Origin of the sequence: Cupriavidus sp. HPC(L) (assembly GCF_000307735.3) — a bacterium.
Lineage (GTDB): Bacteria > Pseudomonadota > Gammaproteobacteria > Burkholderiales > Burkholderiaceae > Cupriavidus.
Genome location: NZ_AMPR02000444.1, coordinates 1 through 14,913 on the forward strand (window position 1 = coordinate 1; position 14,913 = coordinate 14,913).

The 14,913-nt window shown below is 67.4% G+C and carries 14 protein-coding genes, 1 tRNA gene and 1 pseudogene; 12 read left to right on the plus strand and 4 right to left on the minus strand.

What is annotated here, in order from left to right:
• Positions 1-235: pseudogene (locus tag B551_RS26765) on the plus strand (flagellar brake protein); the annotation flags it as partial.
• Between the two features lie 168 nt (positions 236-403).
• Here the strand turns inward: B551_RS26765 and B551_RS21670 are convergent.
• Positions 404-2,092, minus strand: a complete 1,689-nt coding sequence (locus B551_RS21670) for an electron transfer flavoprotein-ubiquinone oxidoreductase (protein ID WP_023265004.1) — start codon at positions 2,090-2,092, stop codon at positions 404-406.
• Between the two features lie 418 nt (positions 2,093-2,510).
• Here B551_RS21670 and B551_RS21675 point away from each other — a divergent pair, with 418 nt between their 5' ends.
• From B551_RS21675 to B551_RS21695, 5 genes are all read left to right on the plus strand, one after another.
• Positions 2,511-3,296, plus strand: a complete 786-nt coding sequence (locus B551_RS21675) for an SDR family oxidoreductase (protein ID WP_006578585.1) — start codon at positions 2,511-2,513, stop codon at positions 3,294-3,296.
• Positions 3,297-3,681: 385 nt separating this feature from the next.
• Complete coding sequence (locus tag B551_RS21680; protein ID WP_006578586.1) at positions 3,682-4,287, plus strand: TRAP transporter small permease; 606 nt, start codon at positions 3,682-3,684, stop codon at positions 4,285-4,287.
• A complete protein-coding gene (locus B551_RS21685; RefSeq protein WP_023265006.1) occupies positions 4,284-5,588 on the plus strand; it encodes a TRAP transporter large permease in 1,305 nt (434 codons plus the stop codon). Before B551_RS21680 ends, B551_RS21685 begins: the two co-directional genes overlap by 4 nt.
• Before the next feature lie 82 nt (positions 5,589-5,670).
• Positions 5,671-6,699, plus strand: coding sequence for a DctP family TRAP transporter solute-binding subunit (locus B551_RS21690; RefSeq protein WP_006577549.1), 1,029 nt, complete (start codon positions 5,671-5,673; stop codon positions 6,697-6,699).
• Between the two features lie 98 nt (positions 6,700-6,797).
• Positions 6,798-7,199, plus strand: coding sequence for a thioesterase family protein (locus B551_RS21695; protein WP_006577550.1), 402 nt, complete (start codon positions 6,798-6,800; stop codon positions 7,197-7,199).
• A gap of 221 nt (positions 7,200-7,420) precedes the next feature.
• On the opposite strand, the gene B551_RS21700 is transcribed toward B551_RS21695, so the two are convergent.
• Positions 7,421-7,966, minus strand: coding sequence for a PAS and helix-turn-helix domain-containing protein (locus tag B551_RS21700; protein WP_006575476.1), 546 nt, complete (start codon positions 7,964-7,966; stop codon positions 7,421-7,423).
• 173 nt (positions 7,967-8,139) lie between these two features.
• Here B551_RS21700 and B551_RS21705 point away from each other — a divergent pair, with 173 nt between their 5' ends.
• The gene (locus tag B551_RS21705) at positions 8,140-8,841 is read left to right on the plus strand and encodes a CoA transferase subunit A (protein ID WP_023265007.1); all 702 of its coding nucleotides are present in this window, start codon (positions 8,140-8,142) and stop codon (positions 8,839-8,841) included.
• Positions 8,842-8,859: 18 nt separating this feature from the next.
• Complete coding sequence (locus B551_RS21710) at positions 8,860-9,498, plus strand: CoA transferase subunit B (protein WP_006575475.1); 639 nt, start codon at positions 8,860-8,862, stop codon at positions 9,496-9,498.
• A gap of 147 nt (positions 9,499-9,645) precedes the next feature.
• Here B551_RS21710 and B551_RS21715 read toward each other — a convergent pair whose 3' ends face one another.
• Positions 9,646-10,146, minus strand: coding sequence for a DUF411 domain-containing protein (locus tag B551_RS21715; RefSeq protein ID WP_023265008.1), 501 nt, complete (start codon positions 10,144-10,146; stop codon positions 9,646-9,648).
• A gap of 20 nt (positions 10,147-10,166) precedes the next feature.
• Complete coding sequence (locus B551_RS21720) at positions 10,167-10,943, minus strand: 3-hydroxybutyrate dehydrogenase (protein ID WP_006575473.1); 777 nt, start codon at positions 10,941-10,943, stop codon at positions 10,167-10,169.
• 205 nt (positions 10,944-11,148) lie between these two features.
• Here B551_RS21720 and B551_RS21725 point away from each other — a divergent pair, with 205 nt between their 5' ends.
• The 4 genes from B551_RS21725 (at position 11,149) to B551_RS21740 (ending at position 14,883) form a co-directional block, all read left to right on the plus strand.
• Positions 11,149-12,039 carry an alpha/beta fold hydrolase gene (locus tag B551_RS21725; RefSeq protein WP_006575472.1) on the plus strand — a complete coding sequence of 297 codons (891 nt, stop codon included), beginning with the start codon at positions 11,149-11,151 and terminating at the stop codon, positions 12,037-12,039.
• Positions 12,040-12,092: 53 nt separating this feature from the next.
• Positions 12,093-12,455, plus strand: coding sequence for a RidA family protein (locus B551_RS21730; RefSeq protein ID WP_006575471.1), 363 nt, complete (start codon positions 12,093-12,095; stop codon positions 12,453-12,455).
• 101 nt (positions 12,456-12,556) lie between these two features.
• Positions 12,557-14,785, plus strand: coding sequence for a bifunctional (p)ppGpp synthetase/guanosine-3',5'-bis(diphosphate) 3'-pyrophosphohydrolase (locus tag B551_RS21735; RefSeq protein WP_006575470.1), 2,229 nt, complete (start codon positions 12,557-12,559; stop codon positions 14,783-14,785).
• Between the two features lie 21 nt (positions 14,786-14,806).
• Positions 14,807-14,883, plus strand: a tRNA-Val gene (locus B551_RS21740).
• Positions 14,884-14,913: the final 30 nt, after the last annotated feature.

A 14,913-nucleotide genomic window follows, 5' to 3' on the forward strand; every position in this document is an offset into this window, starting at 1 on the left:
CGGCCCGACGCCCGCTCCCGGCACGCGGCTGCAGCTTCGTTTCGTGCTGCGCACCGCTGGCACCGACAGCGAGATCACGGTCGACGCCTGGGCGCGCAATCCGGCGCGCGACGACGGCGATGCCGAGTTTCCGGCGTTCGGCGTGGCGTTCGATCTGCTGGGGGAGAGGGAGGCCGCGCTACTGCACTGCTATATCTACGAACAGCTGCTGGCCGCGGCCAGCATGACGGTGTAGGCGGGGAGGGATTTGCTCCCCTCTCCCGCGTGGCGGGAGAGGGGCTGGGGGAGAGGGCAGCAGCGTTCGATGAACGAGGGGCGTTCGCGATGGCGCACGCCGCTTGCCCTCTCCCCGACCCCTCTCCCACGTGTGGGAGAGGGGAGAACAGCAAGGCGGTGAGCCGCCTTACATCCCCACGTAGTTCGGACCGCCGCCGCCTTCCGGCGTCACCCAGACGATGTTCTGGGTCGGGTCCTTGATATCGCAGGTCTTGCAGTGGACGCAGTTCTGCGCGTTGATCTGCAGGCGCTGCCCGCCGCGTTCCTCGTCGGCGACGAACTCGTAGACGCCCGCCGGGCAATAGCGGCTTTCCGGGCCGGCGAACTTGTCCAGGTTGATCTGCACCGGCACGCTGGCGTCCTTCAGCGTCAGGTGGGCGGGCTGGTTTTCCTCGTGGTTGGTGTTGCTGATGAACACCGAGCTGAGGCGATCGAACGTCAGCTTGCCGTCCGGCTTCGGATAGACGATCTGCTGGCATTCGGCGGCCGGCTTCAGGTAGACGTGATCCGGCTTCTCGCGGTGCAGCGTCCACGGCGGATTGCGGATGCCGAGCTTGGGCAGCAGCCACTGCTCGATGCCGGTCATCAGCGTCGCCGTGGTGCGGCCCTTCTTGAACCACTGCTTGAAGTTCTTGGCCTGCAGCAGTTCCTTATACAGCCAGCTGTTCTCGAATGCGGCCGGATAGGCGGTCAGCTCGTCGTGCTGGCGGCCTGCCTGCAGCGCCTCGAAGGCGGCCTCGGCGGCCAGCATGCCGGTCTTGATCGCGGCGTGGCTACCCTTGATGCGCGAGGCATTCAGATAGCCGGCGTCGCAGCCGACCAGCGCACCGCCCGGGAAGATGGTCTTGGGCAGCGACAGCAGGCCGCCCGCGGTGATCGCGCGCGCGCCGTAGCCGATCCGCTTGCCGCCCTCGAAGTACTGTCGGATCTGCGGATGGGTCTTGAAGCGCTGGAATTCCTCGAACGGCGACAGCCACGGGTTGGTGTAGTCGAGTCCGACGACAAAGCCGACCGCGACCTTGTTGTCCTCCATGTGATAGAGGAACGAGCCGCCATAGGTGGCCGGGTCCAGTGGCCAGCCCGCGGTGTGAACCACCAGGCCGGGCTTGTGCTTGCTCGGGTCGATCTCCCACAGCTCCTTCAGGCCGATGCCGTAGCTCTGCGGGTCCTTGCCGGCATCGAGGCGGAACCGTTCGATCAGCTGCTTGCCCAGATGGCCGCGCGAGCCTTCGGCGAAGATCGTGTACTTCGCGTGCAGCTCCATGCCGAGCTGGAAGTTGTCGGTCGGCTCGCCGTCCTTGCCGATGCCGAGGTTGCCGGTGGCCACGCCCTTGACCGAGCCGTCCTCGTTGTACAGCACCTCGGCGGCCGGGAAGCCCGGGAAGATCTCCACGCCCAGCGCCTCGGCCTGCTGGCCGAGCCAGCGCACGAAGTTCGACAGGCTGACGATGTAGTTGCCTTCGTTATGGAAGCACTCCGGCAGCAGCGCCGGCGGCGTGCCGCGCGAGCCGGTCTCGTTCAGGAACAGGAACTGGTCCTCGGTGACCGGCTGGTTCAGCGGCGCGCCCAGTTCCTTCCAGTTCGGCAGCAGTTCGTTCAGCGCGCGCGGGTCCATGATCGCGCCCGACAGGATGTGGGCGCCGGGCTCCGAGCCCTTTTCCAGCACGCAGACATTGACTTCGCTGCCATTGTCCTGCGCCAGCTGTTTCAGGCGGATGGCCGTCGCCAGGCCGGCGGGACCGCCGCCGACGATGACGACGTCGTATTCCATGGATTCGCGGGGGCCGAACTGCTCCACGAGCTGCTGCTGGTCCATTGTCTCTAACCCTCTTTTGTTGCTGCGTACTTGTGTTGGGGGAAGCGGTGATCCGGGGTGGCCTGTGCTGCCGGAACCGGGCGACGGCAAGGTCGGCAAGGATGGCATGGGGCCGGCAAGGCGGGGTCGGCGTGCTGCGCGTTGGCGCGTGGTCCGGCTGCTTGGGGTCGGCTCTTCTGCTGGATCGCGACGGATCGGCGCGCGGTTTTTTGCCCGCCCGCTTCTGCCTCGCTGTTTCCTTTTTGTGCCCGAGTTCTTAGAATCTCCGGCATTGTCCGGGACTCGACACCCACAGGCAAGCAATTTTTTGGAACGATCGTTCGTTTTTTAATATACTGCCCGCGTTCCCGTCAAACGAGGGCAGCCATCGAACGCGATCGCCGGCAAGGCCGGGACGCGTTCCACTGCAGAGGTCCATATGGGTTTGTCGATCAATCTGGAAGGCAAGGTCGCGATGGTGACCGGTGCGTCGAGCGGGCTGGGCATGCGCTTCGCGCAGGTGCTGTCGGCCGCGGGCGCCAAGGTCGTGCTGGCCTCCCGCCGCGCCGAGCGGCTCAAGGAACTGCGGGCGGCAATCGAGGCCGATGGCGGCAGCGCCCATGTGGTGCGGCTCGACGTGACCGATCCGGACAGCATTCGCGCCGCGGTGGCGCATGCCGAGACCGAGGCGGGCGCGATCGACATCGTCGTCAACAACTCGGGCGTGTCGACCACGCAGCGGCTGACCGATGTCACCGCCGAGGACTTCGACTTCGTCTTCGACACCAATACCCGTGGCGCCTTCTTTGTCGCGCAGGAGGTTGCCAAGCGGATGATCGCGCGGTCCAAGGGCGCCGAGCGCAACGGCACCCCGCTGCCGCAGTCGCGCATCATCAATATCGCCTCGGTGGCCGGCCTGAAGGTGCTGTCGCAGATCGGTGTCTACTGCATGAGCAAGGCCGCGGTGGTCCACATGACCAAGGCGATGGCGCTGGAGTGGGCCCGCTATGGCATCAACGTCAATGCGATCTGCCCCGGCTATATCGACACCGATATCAACCACCATCATTGGGACACCGATGCCGGCCAGAAGCTGATCCAGCTGCTGCCGCGCAAGCGGCTGGGCAAGCCCGAAGACCTCGACGGCCTGTTGCTGCTGCTGGCTTCGGACCAGTCGCAGTTCATCAACGGCGCCGTGATCACCGCCGACGACGGTATGGTATAAAGCCGGCCACGCGCGCCGCCGATATCGGCTTCATCAGCGAGTCGGCGCGCGATCCACGGCGATCGCCTGTGCCCGCCGCCCGCCAGAAGCGGGGCGGGCCTTCCAGCCCGGGGCTTATCCGGTCCCCTCGGGCGCCACGGCCGACGCCTGGCCACCTGCATGCCGCTGCCATTGCCTAGGGTATTGGAGGTGTCCCGCCCATCGCCAGTGTGGGCATAATTCGCTGGTGCCGATTCCGTAAGCCTTTAATTAGCCGCGCCCCGCGGCCACGCGGCAGCGGCGTCGGCCAGAAAAGAACGCATTCACAAAAGTACGCCGCCAAGGCGTCATGCAGCAGCTGCCGCGGTCCAGCAGGGCACGGCAGACCGGACCGGAGGCCGGGGAGATGGAGCAGCAAGAGCAGGCACGGCGCGACGCCGCGCCACAGCACGCGGTCGATTCGGCCTTGATCACCGAACCCGTGGACCAGGCAGCGGATGCCGAATTCCGCATCAGCCCCCGCATCGAAGACTGGATCGGCATCGTCGTGATGATGCTGCTGGTGGTCATCACCTTCGCCAACGTTGTGGTGCGCTATCTGACCGACGAATCGTTCGCCTGGACCGAGGAGTTCTCGGTGTTCCTGATGATCGTGCTGGCGCTGGTCGGCGGCAGCGCCGCGGTCGCGCGGGACCGGCACATCCGCATCGAATTCTTCTTCGAGCGCGGCAGCGCGGCGCGGCAGCATCGGCTGGCCGTGGTGTCGGCACTGGCGGTGGCGATCATGTTCGTCGCGCTGGCGGTGCTCGGCGCGCGTATCACCTGGGATGAATACACGTACGGCGAGACCTCGCCCGGCATCGGGGTGCCCAGCTGGTGGTACTCGGTCTGGCTGCCGTTGCTGTCTGCCTGCATCGCGCTGCGTGCGCTGGCGCTGGCCGGCCGCAATCTGCGCGCATTGAAGGCGCTGCACGCGCAGCGCCGACAGGACGGCGGGGAGCGCCAGCCATGACGCTGATCGCCATCGTGCTGTTTGCCGTCTTCATCGTGCTGATGCTGCTCGGCGTGCCGATCGGCGTCGCGCTGGGCCTGGGTGGCCTCGCGGCGATCGGGCTGTCCAATCTCGATACGCAGATGTTCGGCCTGCTGGCGGTGCCGCAGAACTTCTATGCGGGCCTGGCCAAGTATCCGCTGCTGGCGATTCCGATGTTCGTGCTGGTCGGCTCGATCTTCGACCGCTCCGGCGTCGCGCAGCGGCTGGTCACGCTGGCGATCGCGGTGGTCGGGCGCGGCCCTGGCATGCTGCCGCTGGTGGCGATCCTGGTGGCGATGTTCCTCGGCGGTATTTCGGGCTCGGGTCCGGCCAACGCCGCGGCGGTGGGCGGCGTGATGATCGCCGCGATGTCGCGTGCCGGCTATCCGGGCTCGTTCAGCGCCGCCGTGGTCGGCGCGGCCGCCGCCACCGACATCCTGATTCCGCCGTCGGTCGCCTTCATCGTCTACAGCGTGCTGGTGCCCGGCGCGTCGGTGCCGGCGCTGTTCGCCGCGGGCATGATTCCCGGCGTGCTGGCCGGCATCGCGCTGATCGTGCCGGCGGTCTGGCTGGCCCGCAAGCACCGGATGGGCGCGGCCGAGGCCTCGCTGCCGCGGCCGCCGTTCTGGCGCAGCCTGCGCGAGGCGGCCTGGGGCCTGTTCGCCCCGGTGCTGATCCTCGGCGGCATGCGCGCGGGCTGGTTCACGCCGACCGAGGCCGCGGTGGTGGCGGTGGTCTACGGCCTGTTCGTCGGCATGGTGGTCTACCGCTCGATCGGCCTGCGCGACCTGTACGTGATCTTCCGCGAGGCCGCCGAGACGTCGTCGGTGATCCTGCTGGTGGTGGCGCTGGCCGGCATCTTCGCCTATGCGCTGTCGACGCTGGGCGTGATCGACCCGCTCGCGCAGGCGATCGCCAATTCGGGCGTTGGCGAATACGGCGTGCTGGCGCTGATCGTGCTGCTGCTGATCACGGTCGGCATGTTCCTCGACGGCATCTCGATCTTCCTGATCTTCGTGCCGCTGCTGCTGCCGATCGCCAATGCGTTCAACTGGGACCCGGTGTGGTTCGGCGTGGTGCTGACGCTGAAGGTGGCGCTGGGCCAGTTCACGCCGCCGCTCGCGGTGAACCTGATGGTATCTTGCCGGATCGCCCGCGTGCCGATGGAGGAGACCGTGCCCTGGGTGGTGTGGATGCTGCTGGCGATGTTCGGCGCGATGCTGCTGGTGCTGGCGTTCCCACCGCTGGCGACCTGGCTGCCGGCGCGGCTTGGCTATTGAGGTCCGGGGTGCGTGTGCCCCGGCCCCGTATTTCTGCTTGATCTTCAGTCCAAATAACGATTCCCGAGAGGAGAACTGACTCATGAAACGCCGTGTCCTGATGCTGTCGATGGCCGCCACTATCGCCGCCGCCGCGCTCGCGCCCGCCGGTGCGATGGCGCAGACCTACAAGTCCGAATACAAGATGTCGCTGGTGCTTGGCCCGGCCTTCCCGTGGGGCAAGGGCGGCGAGATCTGGGCCGACCTGGTCCGCCAGCGCACCAACGGCCGCATCAATATCAAGCTGTATCCGGGCACCTCGCTGGTGGCCGGCGACCAGACCCGCGAGTTCTCGGCGATCCGTCAGGGCGTGATCGACATGGCGATCGGCTCGACCATCAACTGGTCGCCGCAGGTGCGCGAGCTGAACCTGTTCTCGCTGCCGTTCCTGATGCCCGACTACAAGGCGCTCGACGCGCTGACGCAGGGCGAGGTCGGCAAGCACCTGTTCACCACGCTCGAGAAGGCCGGCGTGGTGCCGCTGGCCTGGGGCGAGAACGGCTTCCGCGAGGTGTCGAACTCCAAGCGCGAAATCCGCAAGCCCGAGGACCTGAAGGGCCTGAAGCTGCGGGTCGTCGGCTCGCCGCTGTATATCGACACGTTCAACGCGCTGGGCGCCAACCCGACCCAGATGAGCTGGGCCGACGCGCAGCCGGCGATGGCCTCGGGCGCGGTCGACGGCCAGGAGAACCCGCAGTCGGTGTTCGCCGCCGCCAAGCTGTACACGGTCGGCCAGAAATTCGTGACGACCTGGGGCTATGTCGCCGACCCGCTGATCTTCGTCGTCAACAAGCAGATCTGGGAAAGCTGGACGCCGGCCGACCGCGAGATCGTCAGGCAGGCCGCGATCGATGCCGGCAAGCAGGAAGTCGCGCTGGCCCGCAAGGGCCTGGCCGAGCCGGGCGCGCCGGCCTGGAAGGAGATGGAGGCGCACGGCGTCAAGGTCACGCACCTGAGCCCCGCCGAGCACGATGCCTTCCGCAAGGCGACCGCCAAGGTCTACGACAAGTGGAAAAAGCAGATCGGCGCCGACCTGGTCGGCAAGGCCGAGGCGGCCATCGCCAAGCGCTGATCTGTGCGAGAACCGGGCGGCAGCCGTTCCCGCGCCTGCGCGCGCGAACGTCCGTCCGGCCTGATCCCGAACCACACGGCAATCCCGAACCACACGCGATGAAACACGTCTTCACGCTGCGCATGCCGATCCGCTGGGGCGACATGGACGCGATGGGCCATGTCAACAACACCGTCTATTTCCGCTACCTGGAGCAGGCGCGCATCTCGTGGTTCGAATCGTTGGGCTGCAACGGCCGCGACGAGAACGGCCAGGGCCCGGTGATCGTCAACGCCCATATGAATTTCCGGCGCCAGCTGCGCTATCCGGGCGACATCGAATGCCGCGTCTACGCCGGCGAACTCGGACGCAGCAGCTTCGAGACGCGGGCGGAGATCCGCCGCTGCGACGACGCGGACACGGTGTTCGCCGATGGCGGCGCCAAGGTGGTCTGGTGCGACTACGAGGCGGAGAAATCGGTGCCGCTGCCGGCGGCGATCCGGGCTTTGCTGGAGGGCTGAGGGTTTGCCGGAAGGCTGAGGGTTTGCTGGAAGGCTGAGGGTTTTCTCCCCTCTCCCACTTGTGGGAGAGGGGGGGGGGAGAGGGGTGGGGGAGAGGGCAAGAGGCGTTCGCCATGCTCCTACCGTGTCGGTATGGCGGCTGCCGTTCTCCCTCTCCCCCAACCCCTCTCCCGCGGCGCGGGAGAGGGGAGCAAACAAGCGGTACGCAACGCCTCGTCAGGTCAATGATTGACCAGCCGCTGCACCAGGTCCACCGCGGTATGCGCCCCGTATTTCTTCATCAGCCGCGCCCGGTAGATATCGACGGTGCGCGGGCTGATCGATAGCGACTTGCCGATCTGCTTGCTGGTCTTGCCCTCGACCAGCTGGGCCGCGATATCGCGCTCGCGCGCCGTCAGCTGCGCGGTCACAGGACGCTTCTGCGACAGGTCCTCGAAGCTCCAGATGCCGGCCCCCAGCGGCTGCTGCCGGTCCAGCGCGCGGCCGGTGACATGGCACCAGAACAATTCCCCGTTGGCCCGCTTCATGATCCGTTCGTCGGAATAGAGCCCGCGCGCGTTCATGATCGGCACGATGCGGGCGCCGGTGCGCTCGAACTCGTCGGCGGTCGGATACAGTACCTGGAACGACTGGCCGATCAGCGCCTCCCGCGTCGTGCCGAAGATGCGGCAGACCTCGTCGTTGCAGTCCTCGATCCTGCGCTCGCGCGACAGCACGAGGCCGACCGGCGCCAGCTGGAAGGCGGTCTGATAGTCGATGGCAGGCATTGTCCTTATGTATTTCTACGTACTGGCGTCCGCTGCGGGGCTTGCGTATCCTTTGGAGCGCTGTCGACGGCCGGCGCGCGGGTCCCGCCCGGCGCGGCCGTAGCGATTGTAACGTTACCCGCGAGCGGCGTCGCCGCCTCGTCCGGGAACATCATCGAGGAAGGAGAGACGATATGAACAAGGTCTACGCCAGCGCCGCCGAGGCGCTTGCCGGCGTGGTCCGCGATGGACAGACCATCGCGGTCGGCGGCTTCGGCCTGTGCGGCATCCCGGAAGCCCTGATCGCGGCATTGCGCGACAGCGGCGCGAAAGGGCTGACCTGCATCTCGAACAATGCCGGCGTCGACGGCTTCGGCCTGGGCCTGCTGCTGGCCACGCGGCAGATCCGCAAGATGATCTCGTCGTATGTCGGCGAGAACAAGGAATTCGAGCGCCAGTACCTGGCCGGCGAACTCGAGCTCGAATTCACGCCGCAGGGCACGCTGGCCGAGAAGCTGCGCGCCGGCGGCGCCGGCATCCCGGCCTTCTTCACGAAGACCGGCGTCGGCACCATCGTCGCCGAGGGCAAGGAGATCCGCGAATTCGACGGCGAGCAATACGTGATGGAGCGCTCCCTGACCGCCGACGTCGCGCTGGTCAAGGCGTACAAGGCCGACAAGGCCGGCAACCTGATCTATCGCCGCACCGCGCGCAACTTCAATCCGATGTGCGCGATGGCGGGCAAGGTCACCGTCGCCGAGGTCGAGCAGATCGTCGAGATCGGCGAGCTCGATCCGGACGAGGTCCACACCCCGGGCATCTTCGTGCAGCGCATCGTGCTGAACGCCCATCCCGAAAAACGCATCGAGCAGCGCACCGTGCGTGCCGCGGCCTGACGATCAAGGAGACAGATCATGGCATGGACCCGTGACGAAATGGCGGCGCGCGCCGCGCGCGAGCTGCAGGACGGCTTCTATGTGAACCTCGGCATTGGCCTGCCGACGCTGGTGGCCAACCATGTGCCGCCGGGCGTCGAGGTCTGGCTGCAGTCCGAGAACGGCCTGCTGGGCATCGGCCCGTTCCCGACCGAGGAAGAGGTCGACGCCGACATGATCAATGCCGGCAAGCAGACCGTGACCACGCTGCCGGGCTCGTCGATCTTCTCGTCGGCCGACTCGTTCGCGATGATCCGCGGCGGCCATATCAACCTGGCCATCCTGGGCGCGATGCAGGTCAGCCAGAAGGGCGACCTGGCCAACTGGATGATCCCCGGCAAGATGGTCAAGGGCATGGGCGGCGCGATGGACCTGGTGGCCGGCGTAGGCCGCGTGGTGGTGCTGATGGAACATACCGCCAAGAAGAAGGACGGCAGCGAGGACCTGAAGATCCTGGAGGCCTGCACGCTGCCGCTGACCGGCGTGGGCGTGGTCGACCAGATCATCACCGACCTGGGCGTGATGGATGTCACGCCGCAAGGTCTGAAGCTGGTCGAGACCGCACCGGGCGTCAGCCGCGAGGAGATCCAGAGCAAGACCGGCGTGCCGCTGCTGTAAGGCGGGCGCGGTCGCCTGGCGCAACGTAAAACCCCCGCCTCGATGGAGGCGGGGTTTTTTATTGACCAGGGCGCCGGTCAGCGCCGCTCACCGCCGGTCAGCGCCGCTCACCGCCGGTCAGCGCCGGTCAGCGCCGTTCAGCGCCGTTCAGCGCGCCACGGCGGAAGCGGGATAGCGCGCGAAAACCGACGCGCCGCCGTCGGCCCGCACCAGCAGCACCGAATACGGATCGACACGCGATCCCTGCTCCATGCCGGGCGAGCCGACCGGCATGCCGGGCACGGCAAGTCCGACCGCCTTCGGTTTGCCTGCCAGCAGCTTGCGGATCTCGGCGGCCGGCACATGGCCCTCGATCGCATAGCCGCCGACGACGCCGGTATGGCAGGAACCGAAGCGCTCCGGCATGCCCAGGCGCGCGCGGTGCACGCCGGTGTCCTCGACGTCGTGCACCTTGACCTCGAAGCCATGCTCGCGCAGATGCGCGACCCAGCCATCGCAGCAACCGCACAGCGGGCTCTTGTAGACCTCGATCGGGGTGCCGGTGGCCGAGGCCTTCGCCGCCGGGGTTGCGGCCCCGGCGAGCGGCAGCAGGCCGGCCGACAGCGTAGCGCCTGCAAGCAGGCCCTTCAGGACTTCTCTTCGCTTCATCGTCTTTGCTGAGCGCGCCATCACTGCGCGACCCAGCCTCCATCCATGTTCCAGATTGCGCCGCGCACCTGGCGCGCGGCGTCGCTTGCCAGGAAGACCGCCAGCGCGCCGAGCTCGTCGGGCGTGACGAACTGCCCCGAGGGCTGCTTCTCCAGCACCAGCTCGCGCTTGGCCTGCTCGACGGGAATGCCCTCGCGCTCGGCGCGGGCCTCGACCTGCTTCTGCACCAGCGGCGTCAGCACCCAGCCCGGGCAGATCGCATTCGCGGTGACGCCGGTCTGCGCGGTTTCCAGCGCGGTGACCTTGGTCAGGCCGACGATGCCGTGCTTGGCGGCGACATAGGCCGACTTCTGCGCCGAGGCGACCAGCCCGTGCGTCGACGCGACATTGATCACGCGGCCCCAGTCCTTGCGCTTCATGCCGGGCAGCGCCAGCCGCGTGGTGTGGAAGGCCGAGGTCAGGTTGATCGCGATGATCGCGTCCCAGCGCTCGATCGGGAAATCCTCGATATTGGCCACATGCTGGATGCCGGCGTTATTGACCAGGATATCGACGCCGCCGAATTCGCTGTCGGCATAGCGCATCATGTCCTCGATCTCGGCGGCCTTGCTCATGTCCGCGCCGTGATAGCCCACGCGGATGCCGCTGCCCGCCTGCTCGATCTGGCGCTTGGCGCCGTCCACATCGCCGAAACCGTTGACGATCAGATGCGCGCCCTGCGCGGCCAGCGCCTGGGCGATGCCCAGACCGATTCCGCTGGTCGAACCGGTCACCAGCGCCGTCTTGCCCTTCAGCATATGAGCCTCCGTGGAGAAATGGGGTGGCAATGCGCCGTGCCGCCGCGGCACGGCCGTCGTTGCTGTCGCATTGTAGCGCTGGCGTACAATCGGGCTTTGCCCAGCCGGCGCCGCCCCGCGGCGCCATGCGCGACGCTTACGTGTCGCGGTGTTCGACGCGCGCCATTGCCGCGCCTTATTCGCGTTCCTCGCGCAGGGAGTCAAGATGTCAGCCAGTCCGCGCCTCGGCTTCGTGCAGTGCATCAGCCCCGCTGGCCTGCACCGCATGGCGTACCACGAGTGGGGTGACCCAAGCAATCCGCGCGTGCTGATGTGCGTGCACGGCCTGACCCGCACCGGCCGCGATTTCGACGAGACCGCGCGCGCGTTCAGCGGCGAATATCGCGTGGTCTGTCCCGACGTGGTCGGCCGCGGGCGTTCCGACTGGCTCGCCGATCCGCGCCGCTACATCGTGCCGCAGTACGTCTCCGACATGGTGACGCTGATCGCGCGGCTGAACGTCGAGCAGGTGGACTGGTTCGGTACCTCGATGGGCGGGTTGATCGGCATGGGGCTGGCCGCGTTGCCGAAGAGCCCGGTGCGCAAGCTGCTGCTGAACGACGTCGGCCCGCGCATCGCCGCCTCGGCGCTCGAGCGTATCGGCTCGTATCTGGGACTGCCGGTCCGCTTCAAGACCTTCGAGGAGGGCCTCGCGTATCTGCAGACGATCAGCGCGTCGTTCGGCCGCCATACGCCGGAGCAGTGGCGCGAATTGAACGGCGCGATCCTCAAGCCGGTGCAGGGCGCGGAAGGGCTGGAATGGGGCCTGCACTACGATCCCGCGCTCGCGGTACCGTTCCGCGAGACCACGCCCGAGATGGCCGCGGCCGGCGAGGCGACGATGTGGCGCATGTTCGAGGCGATTCCAGTGCCGGTGCTGGTGGTGCGCGGCGCGCAGTCGGACCTGCTGACGCGCGAGACCGTCGCCGAGATGGTCGCGCGCGGCAAGCAGGTGCGCTCGGTCGAGGTGCCGGACGTGGGCCATGCGCCGACCTTCGTCGATCCGGCACAGATCGCGATCGCGCGAGAATTCTTCATCGGCGCGGCAGGGGCCTGAGCCCCTTGCCGCGCCAGTCAACCCAGAGCAGCGCAGGCTGCCTTCATAGAACGATGAGCACGACCGAACTGAAACGCGCCCATGTGGGCAAACGCCTTTCCGAATATGCCGTCTACAACGGCGTGGTCTACGTGGCCGGCCAGGTGCCCGAGGTCGATCCCGACGCCGATATCCGCGGTCAGACCCGCGAGGTGCTTGGCCATATCGACCGTCTGCTGGCCGAGGCCGGCAGCGACAAGACGCGCATCCTGTCGTGCCAGATCTTCCTGACCGACATCGCCGATATCGGCGCGATGAACGAGGTCTGGGACGAATGGGTGCCGCAGGGCAATACGCCGCCGCGCGCGACGGTCGAAGCGAAGCTGGCCAATCCGAAGTATCGGATCGAAGTGGTGGTCACCGCGGCGCTGAATTGAGCCGGAACGCGTATTGGTTCGAATGGCGTTGAAGGTGGGTTGAAGGTGCGTTGAGCGTGCATTGAAGGTAGGTTGAAAGGTGCAGCAGGGGAAGTGGTGACATGGTGACGTCCACCGACGCGGCCGGGCAGATCGCCGGTACGCCGGACGCGGGCCTGGTCGAGCAGGCGCTGGCGTACGCGCGCGAGCACGGCGAGGCGGTAGCGCTGCCCACCGGCGAGAGCGTGCTGTCGCATGCCGAGGGGATGCTGCGCATTCTCGACGGCCTGCGCATCGACGACGCCGCGCGCGCCGCGGCCTGCCTGTTCCCCGTGGCGGCATTCGTGCCGGAGACCGAAGCGGAGATCCCCGAGCGCTTCGGCGACGAGGTCGCCCGCCTGGTCAAGGACGTGCGTCAGCTGCTGCGCATCGGCGCGATCGCGGTCAATCGCGGCGATACCGTCGAGGCGCCGTCCTCGCGCAACGAGGCGCAGGCGCGCCACGAGCAGGTCGAGGCGCTGCGCAAGATGCTGCTGGCCTTCGCGCAGGACATCCGCGTCGTGCTGGTGCGACTGGCCTCGCGGCTGCAGACGCTGCGTTGGCTGGCGCAGACCAAGAACGCGCCGCTGCCCGGCGTCGCGCGCGAAACGCTGGACATCTACGCGCCGCTGGCCAACCGGCTCGGCATCTGGCAGATGAAGTGGGAGCTGGAAGACCTGGCCTTCCGCTTCGAGCAGCCGGACACCTACAAGCGCATCGCGCGCCTTCTTGATGAAAAGCGCATCGAGCGCGAGGGCTACATCGCGCAGGCGATCGAGCGGCTGCAGCGCGAGCTGGCCGCGGCCGGCATCCGCGCCGAGGTCAGCGGCCGGCCCAAGCACATCTACAGCATCTGGAAGAAGATGCGCGGCAAGGATCTCGACTTCGCCGATCTGTACGATGTGCGCGCCTTCCGCGTGATCGTCGACGACATCAAGGACTGCTACGCGGTGCTCGGCATCGTGCACCACGTCTGGCAGCCGATTCCGCGCGAGTTCGACGACTACATCTCGCGTCCCAAGGCCAACGGCTACAAGTCGCTGCATACGGTGGTGATCGGCGACGACGGGCGCGCCTTCGAGGTGCAGATCCGCACCCACGAGATGCACCACTTCGCCGAGTACGGCGTGGCCGCGCACTGGCGCTACAAGGAGGCCGGCGGCAAGGGCTACAGCGGTCAGTTCGCCGCCAACGAGAGCTACGACGAGAAGATCGCCTGGCTGCGGCAGCTGCTGGCGTGGAAGGACGATGCCGACCACACCGTCGCGCACGACGAGTCGCCGTGGGAGCAGCTCAAGCATGCGGCGATCGACGACCACATCTACGTGCTGACGCCGCAGGCGCGGGTGGTCGCGCTGCCGCAGGGCGCGACGCCGGTCGACTTCGCCTACTACCTGCATACCGACCTCGGCCATCGCTGCCGCGGCGCGCGCGTGGACGGCGCGATGGTGCCGCTGAACACGCCGCTGAAGAACGGCCAGACGGTCGAGATCGTCGCGGTCAAGCAGGGCGGGCCGTCGCGCGACTGGCTCAATGCGGACCTCGGCTACCTGGCCAGCTCGCGGGCGCGCGCCAAGGTGCGCGCGTGGTTCAACGCGCTCGATTCGCAGGAAACCATCGCGCAGGGCCGCGTGCTGATCGACAAGACGCTGCAGCGCGAGGGCAAGACCGCGGTCAATCTGGACGTGCTGGCGACGCGGCTGGGCTTCAAGACGCCGGATGAGCTGTATGCGGCGGTGGCCAAGGAGGAATTCAGCCTGCGCCACGTCGAGCAGGCGCTGCGCCATCCCGAGGGCGAGGGCGCGCCGCAGGTCAGCGAGGAAGAGGCGGTCACCAAGAAGAGCCGCGCCACCAGCGTGGCGCGCGGCGCCAAGAGCGGCGTGCTGGTGGTCGGCGTCGATTCGCTGATGACGCAGATGTCGCGCTGCTGCAAGCCGGCGCCGCCCGACGATATCGTCGGATTCGTCACGCGCGGACGCGGCGTGTCGATCCACCGGCGCCAGTGCCATACGTTCCAGCAGCTGGCCGCGCGCGCGCCAGAGCGGATCATCCAGACCGAGTGGGGCAAGAAGAGCGACGCGGTCTATCCGGTCACGATCCACGTCGAGGCGATCGACCGCCAGGGGCTGCTGCGCGACATCTCCGAGGTGCTGTCGCGCGAGAAGATCAACGTCACCGGGGTCAAGACGCTGAGCAGCAAGGGCGTGGCCCGGATGCAGTTCACCGCCGAGGTGGCGGAGGCCACCCAGCTGCAGCGCGCGCTCGGTCTGATCGAAGAGGTGTCCGGGGTGTTGCAGGCTCAAAGAAAGTGATGCTATACTTGCGGCTTCGCTAGGCTCGTAGCTCAGCTGGTTAGAGCACCACCTTGACATGGTGGGGGTCGTTGGTTCGAGTCCAATCGAGCCTACCAACGAATTGCAGTACCGAAGACAGCAGTACC

Excerpts from the sequence above, each read along its gene's own strand:
- B551_RS21690 (WP_006577549.1), top strand. The coding sequence starts at position 5,671 with ATGAAACGCCGTGTCCTGATGCTGTCGATGGCCGCCACTATCGCCGCC.
- B551_RS21730 (WP_006575471.1), top strand. The coding sequence starts at position 12,093 with ATGAGCACGACCGAACTGAAACGCGCCCATGTGGGCAAACGCCTTTCC.
- B551_RS21695 (WP_006577550.1), top strand. The coding sequence starts at position 6,798 with ATGAAACACGTCTTCACGCTGCGCATGCCGATCCGCTGGGGCGACATG.
- B551_RS21720 (WP_006575473.1), bottom strand. The coding sequence starts at position 10,943 with ATGCTGAAGGGCAAGACGGCGCTGGTGACCGGTTCGACCAGCGGAATC.
- B551_RS21715 (WP_023265008.1), bottom strand. The coding sequence starts at position 10,146 with ATGAAGCGAAGAGAAGTCCTGAAGGGCCTGCTTGCAGGCGCTACGCTG.
- B551_RS21700 (WP_006575476.1), bottom strand. The coding sequence starts at position 7,966 with ATGCCTGCCATCGACTATCAGACCGCCTTCCAGCTGGCGCCGGTCGGC.
- B551_RS21685 (WP_023265006.1), top strand. The coding sequence starts at position 4,284 with ATGACGCTGATCGCCATCGTGCTGTTTGCCGTCTTCATCGTGCTGATG.
- B551_RS21725 (WP_006575472.1), top strand. The coding sequence starts at position 11,149 with ATGTCAGCCAGTCCGCGCCTCGGCTTCGTGCAGTGCATCAGCCCCGCT.
- B551_RS21735 (WP_006575470.1), top strand. The coding sequence starts at position 12,557 with ATGGTGACGTCCACCGACGCGGCCGGGCAGATCGCCGGTACGCCGGAC.
- B551_RS21670 (WP_023265004.1), bottom strand. The coding sequence starts at position 2,092 with ATGGACCAGCAGCAGCTCGTGGAGCAGTTCGGCCCCCGCGAATCCATG.
- B551_RS21680 (WP_006578586.1), top strand. The coding sequence starts at position 3,682 with ATGGAGCAGCAAGAGCAGGCACGGCGCGACGCCGCGCCACAGCACGCG.
- B551_RS21710 (WP_006575475.1), top strand. The coding sequence starts at position 8,860 with ATGGCATGGACCCGTGACGAAATGGCGGCGCGCGCCGCGCGCGAGCTG.
- B551_RS21675 (WP_006578585.1), top strand. The coding sequence starts at position 2,511 with ATGGGTTTGTCGATCAATCTGGAAGGCAAGGTCGCGATGGTGACCGGT.
- B551_RS21705 (WP_023265007.1), top strand. The coding sequence starts at position 8,140 with ATGAACAAGGTCTACGCCAGCGCCGCCGAGGCGCTTGCCGGCGTGGTC.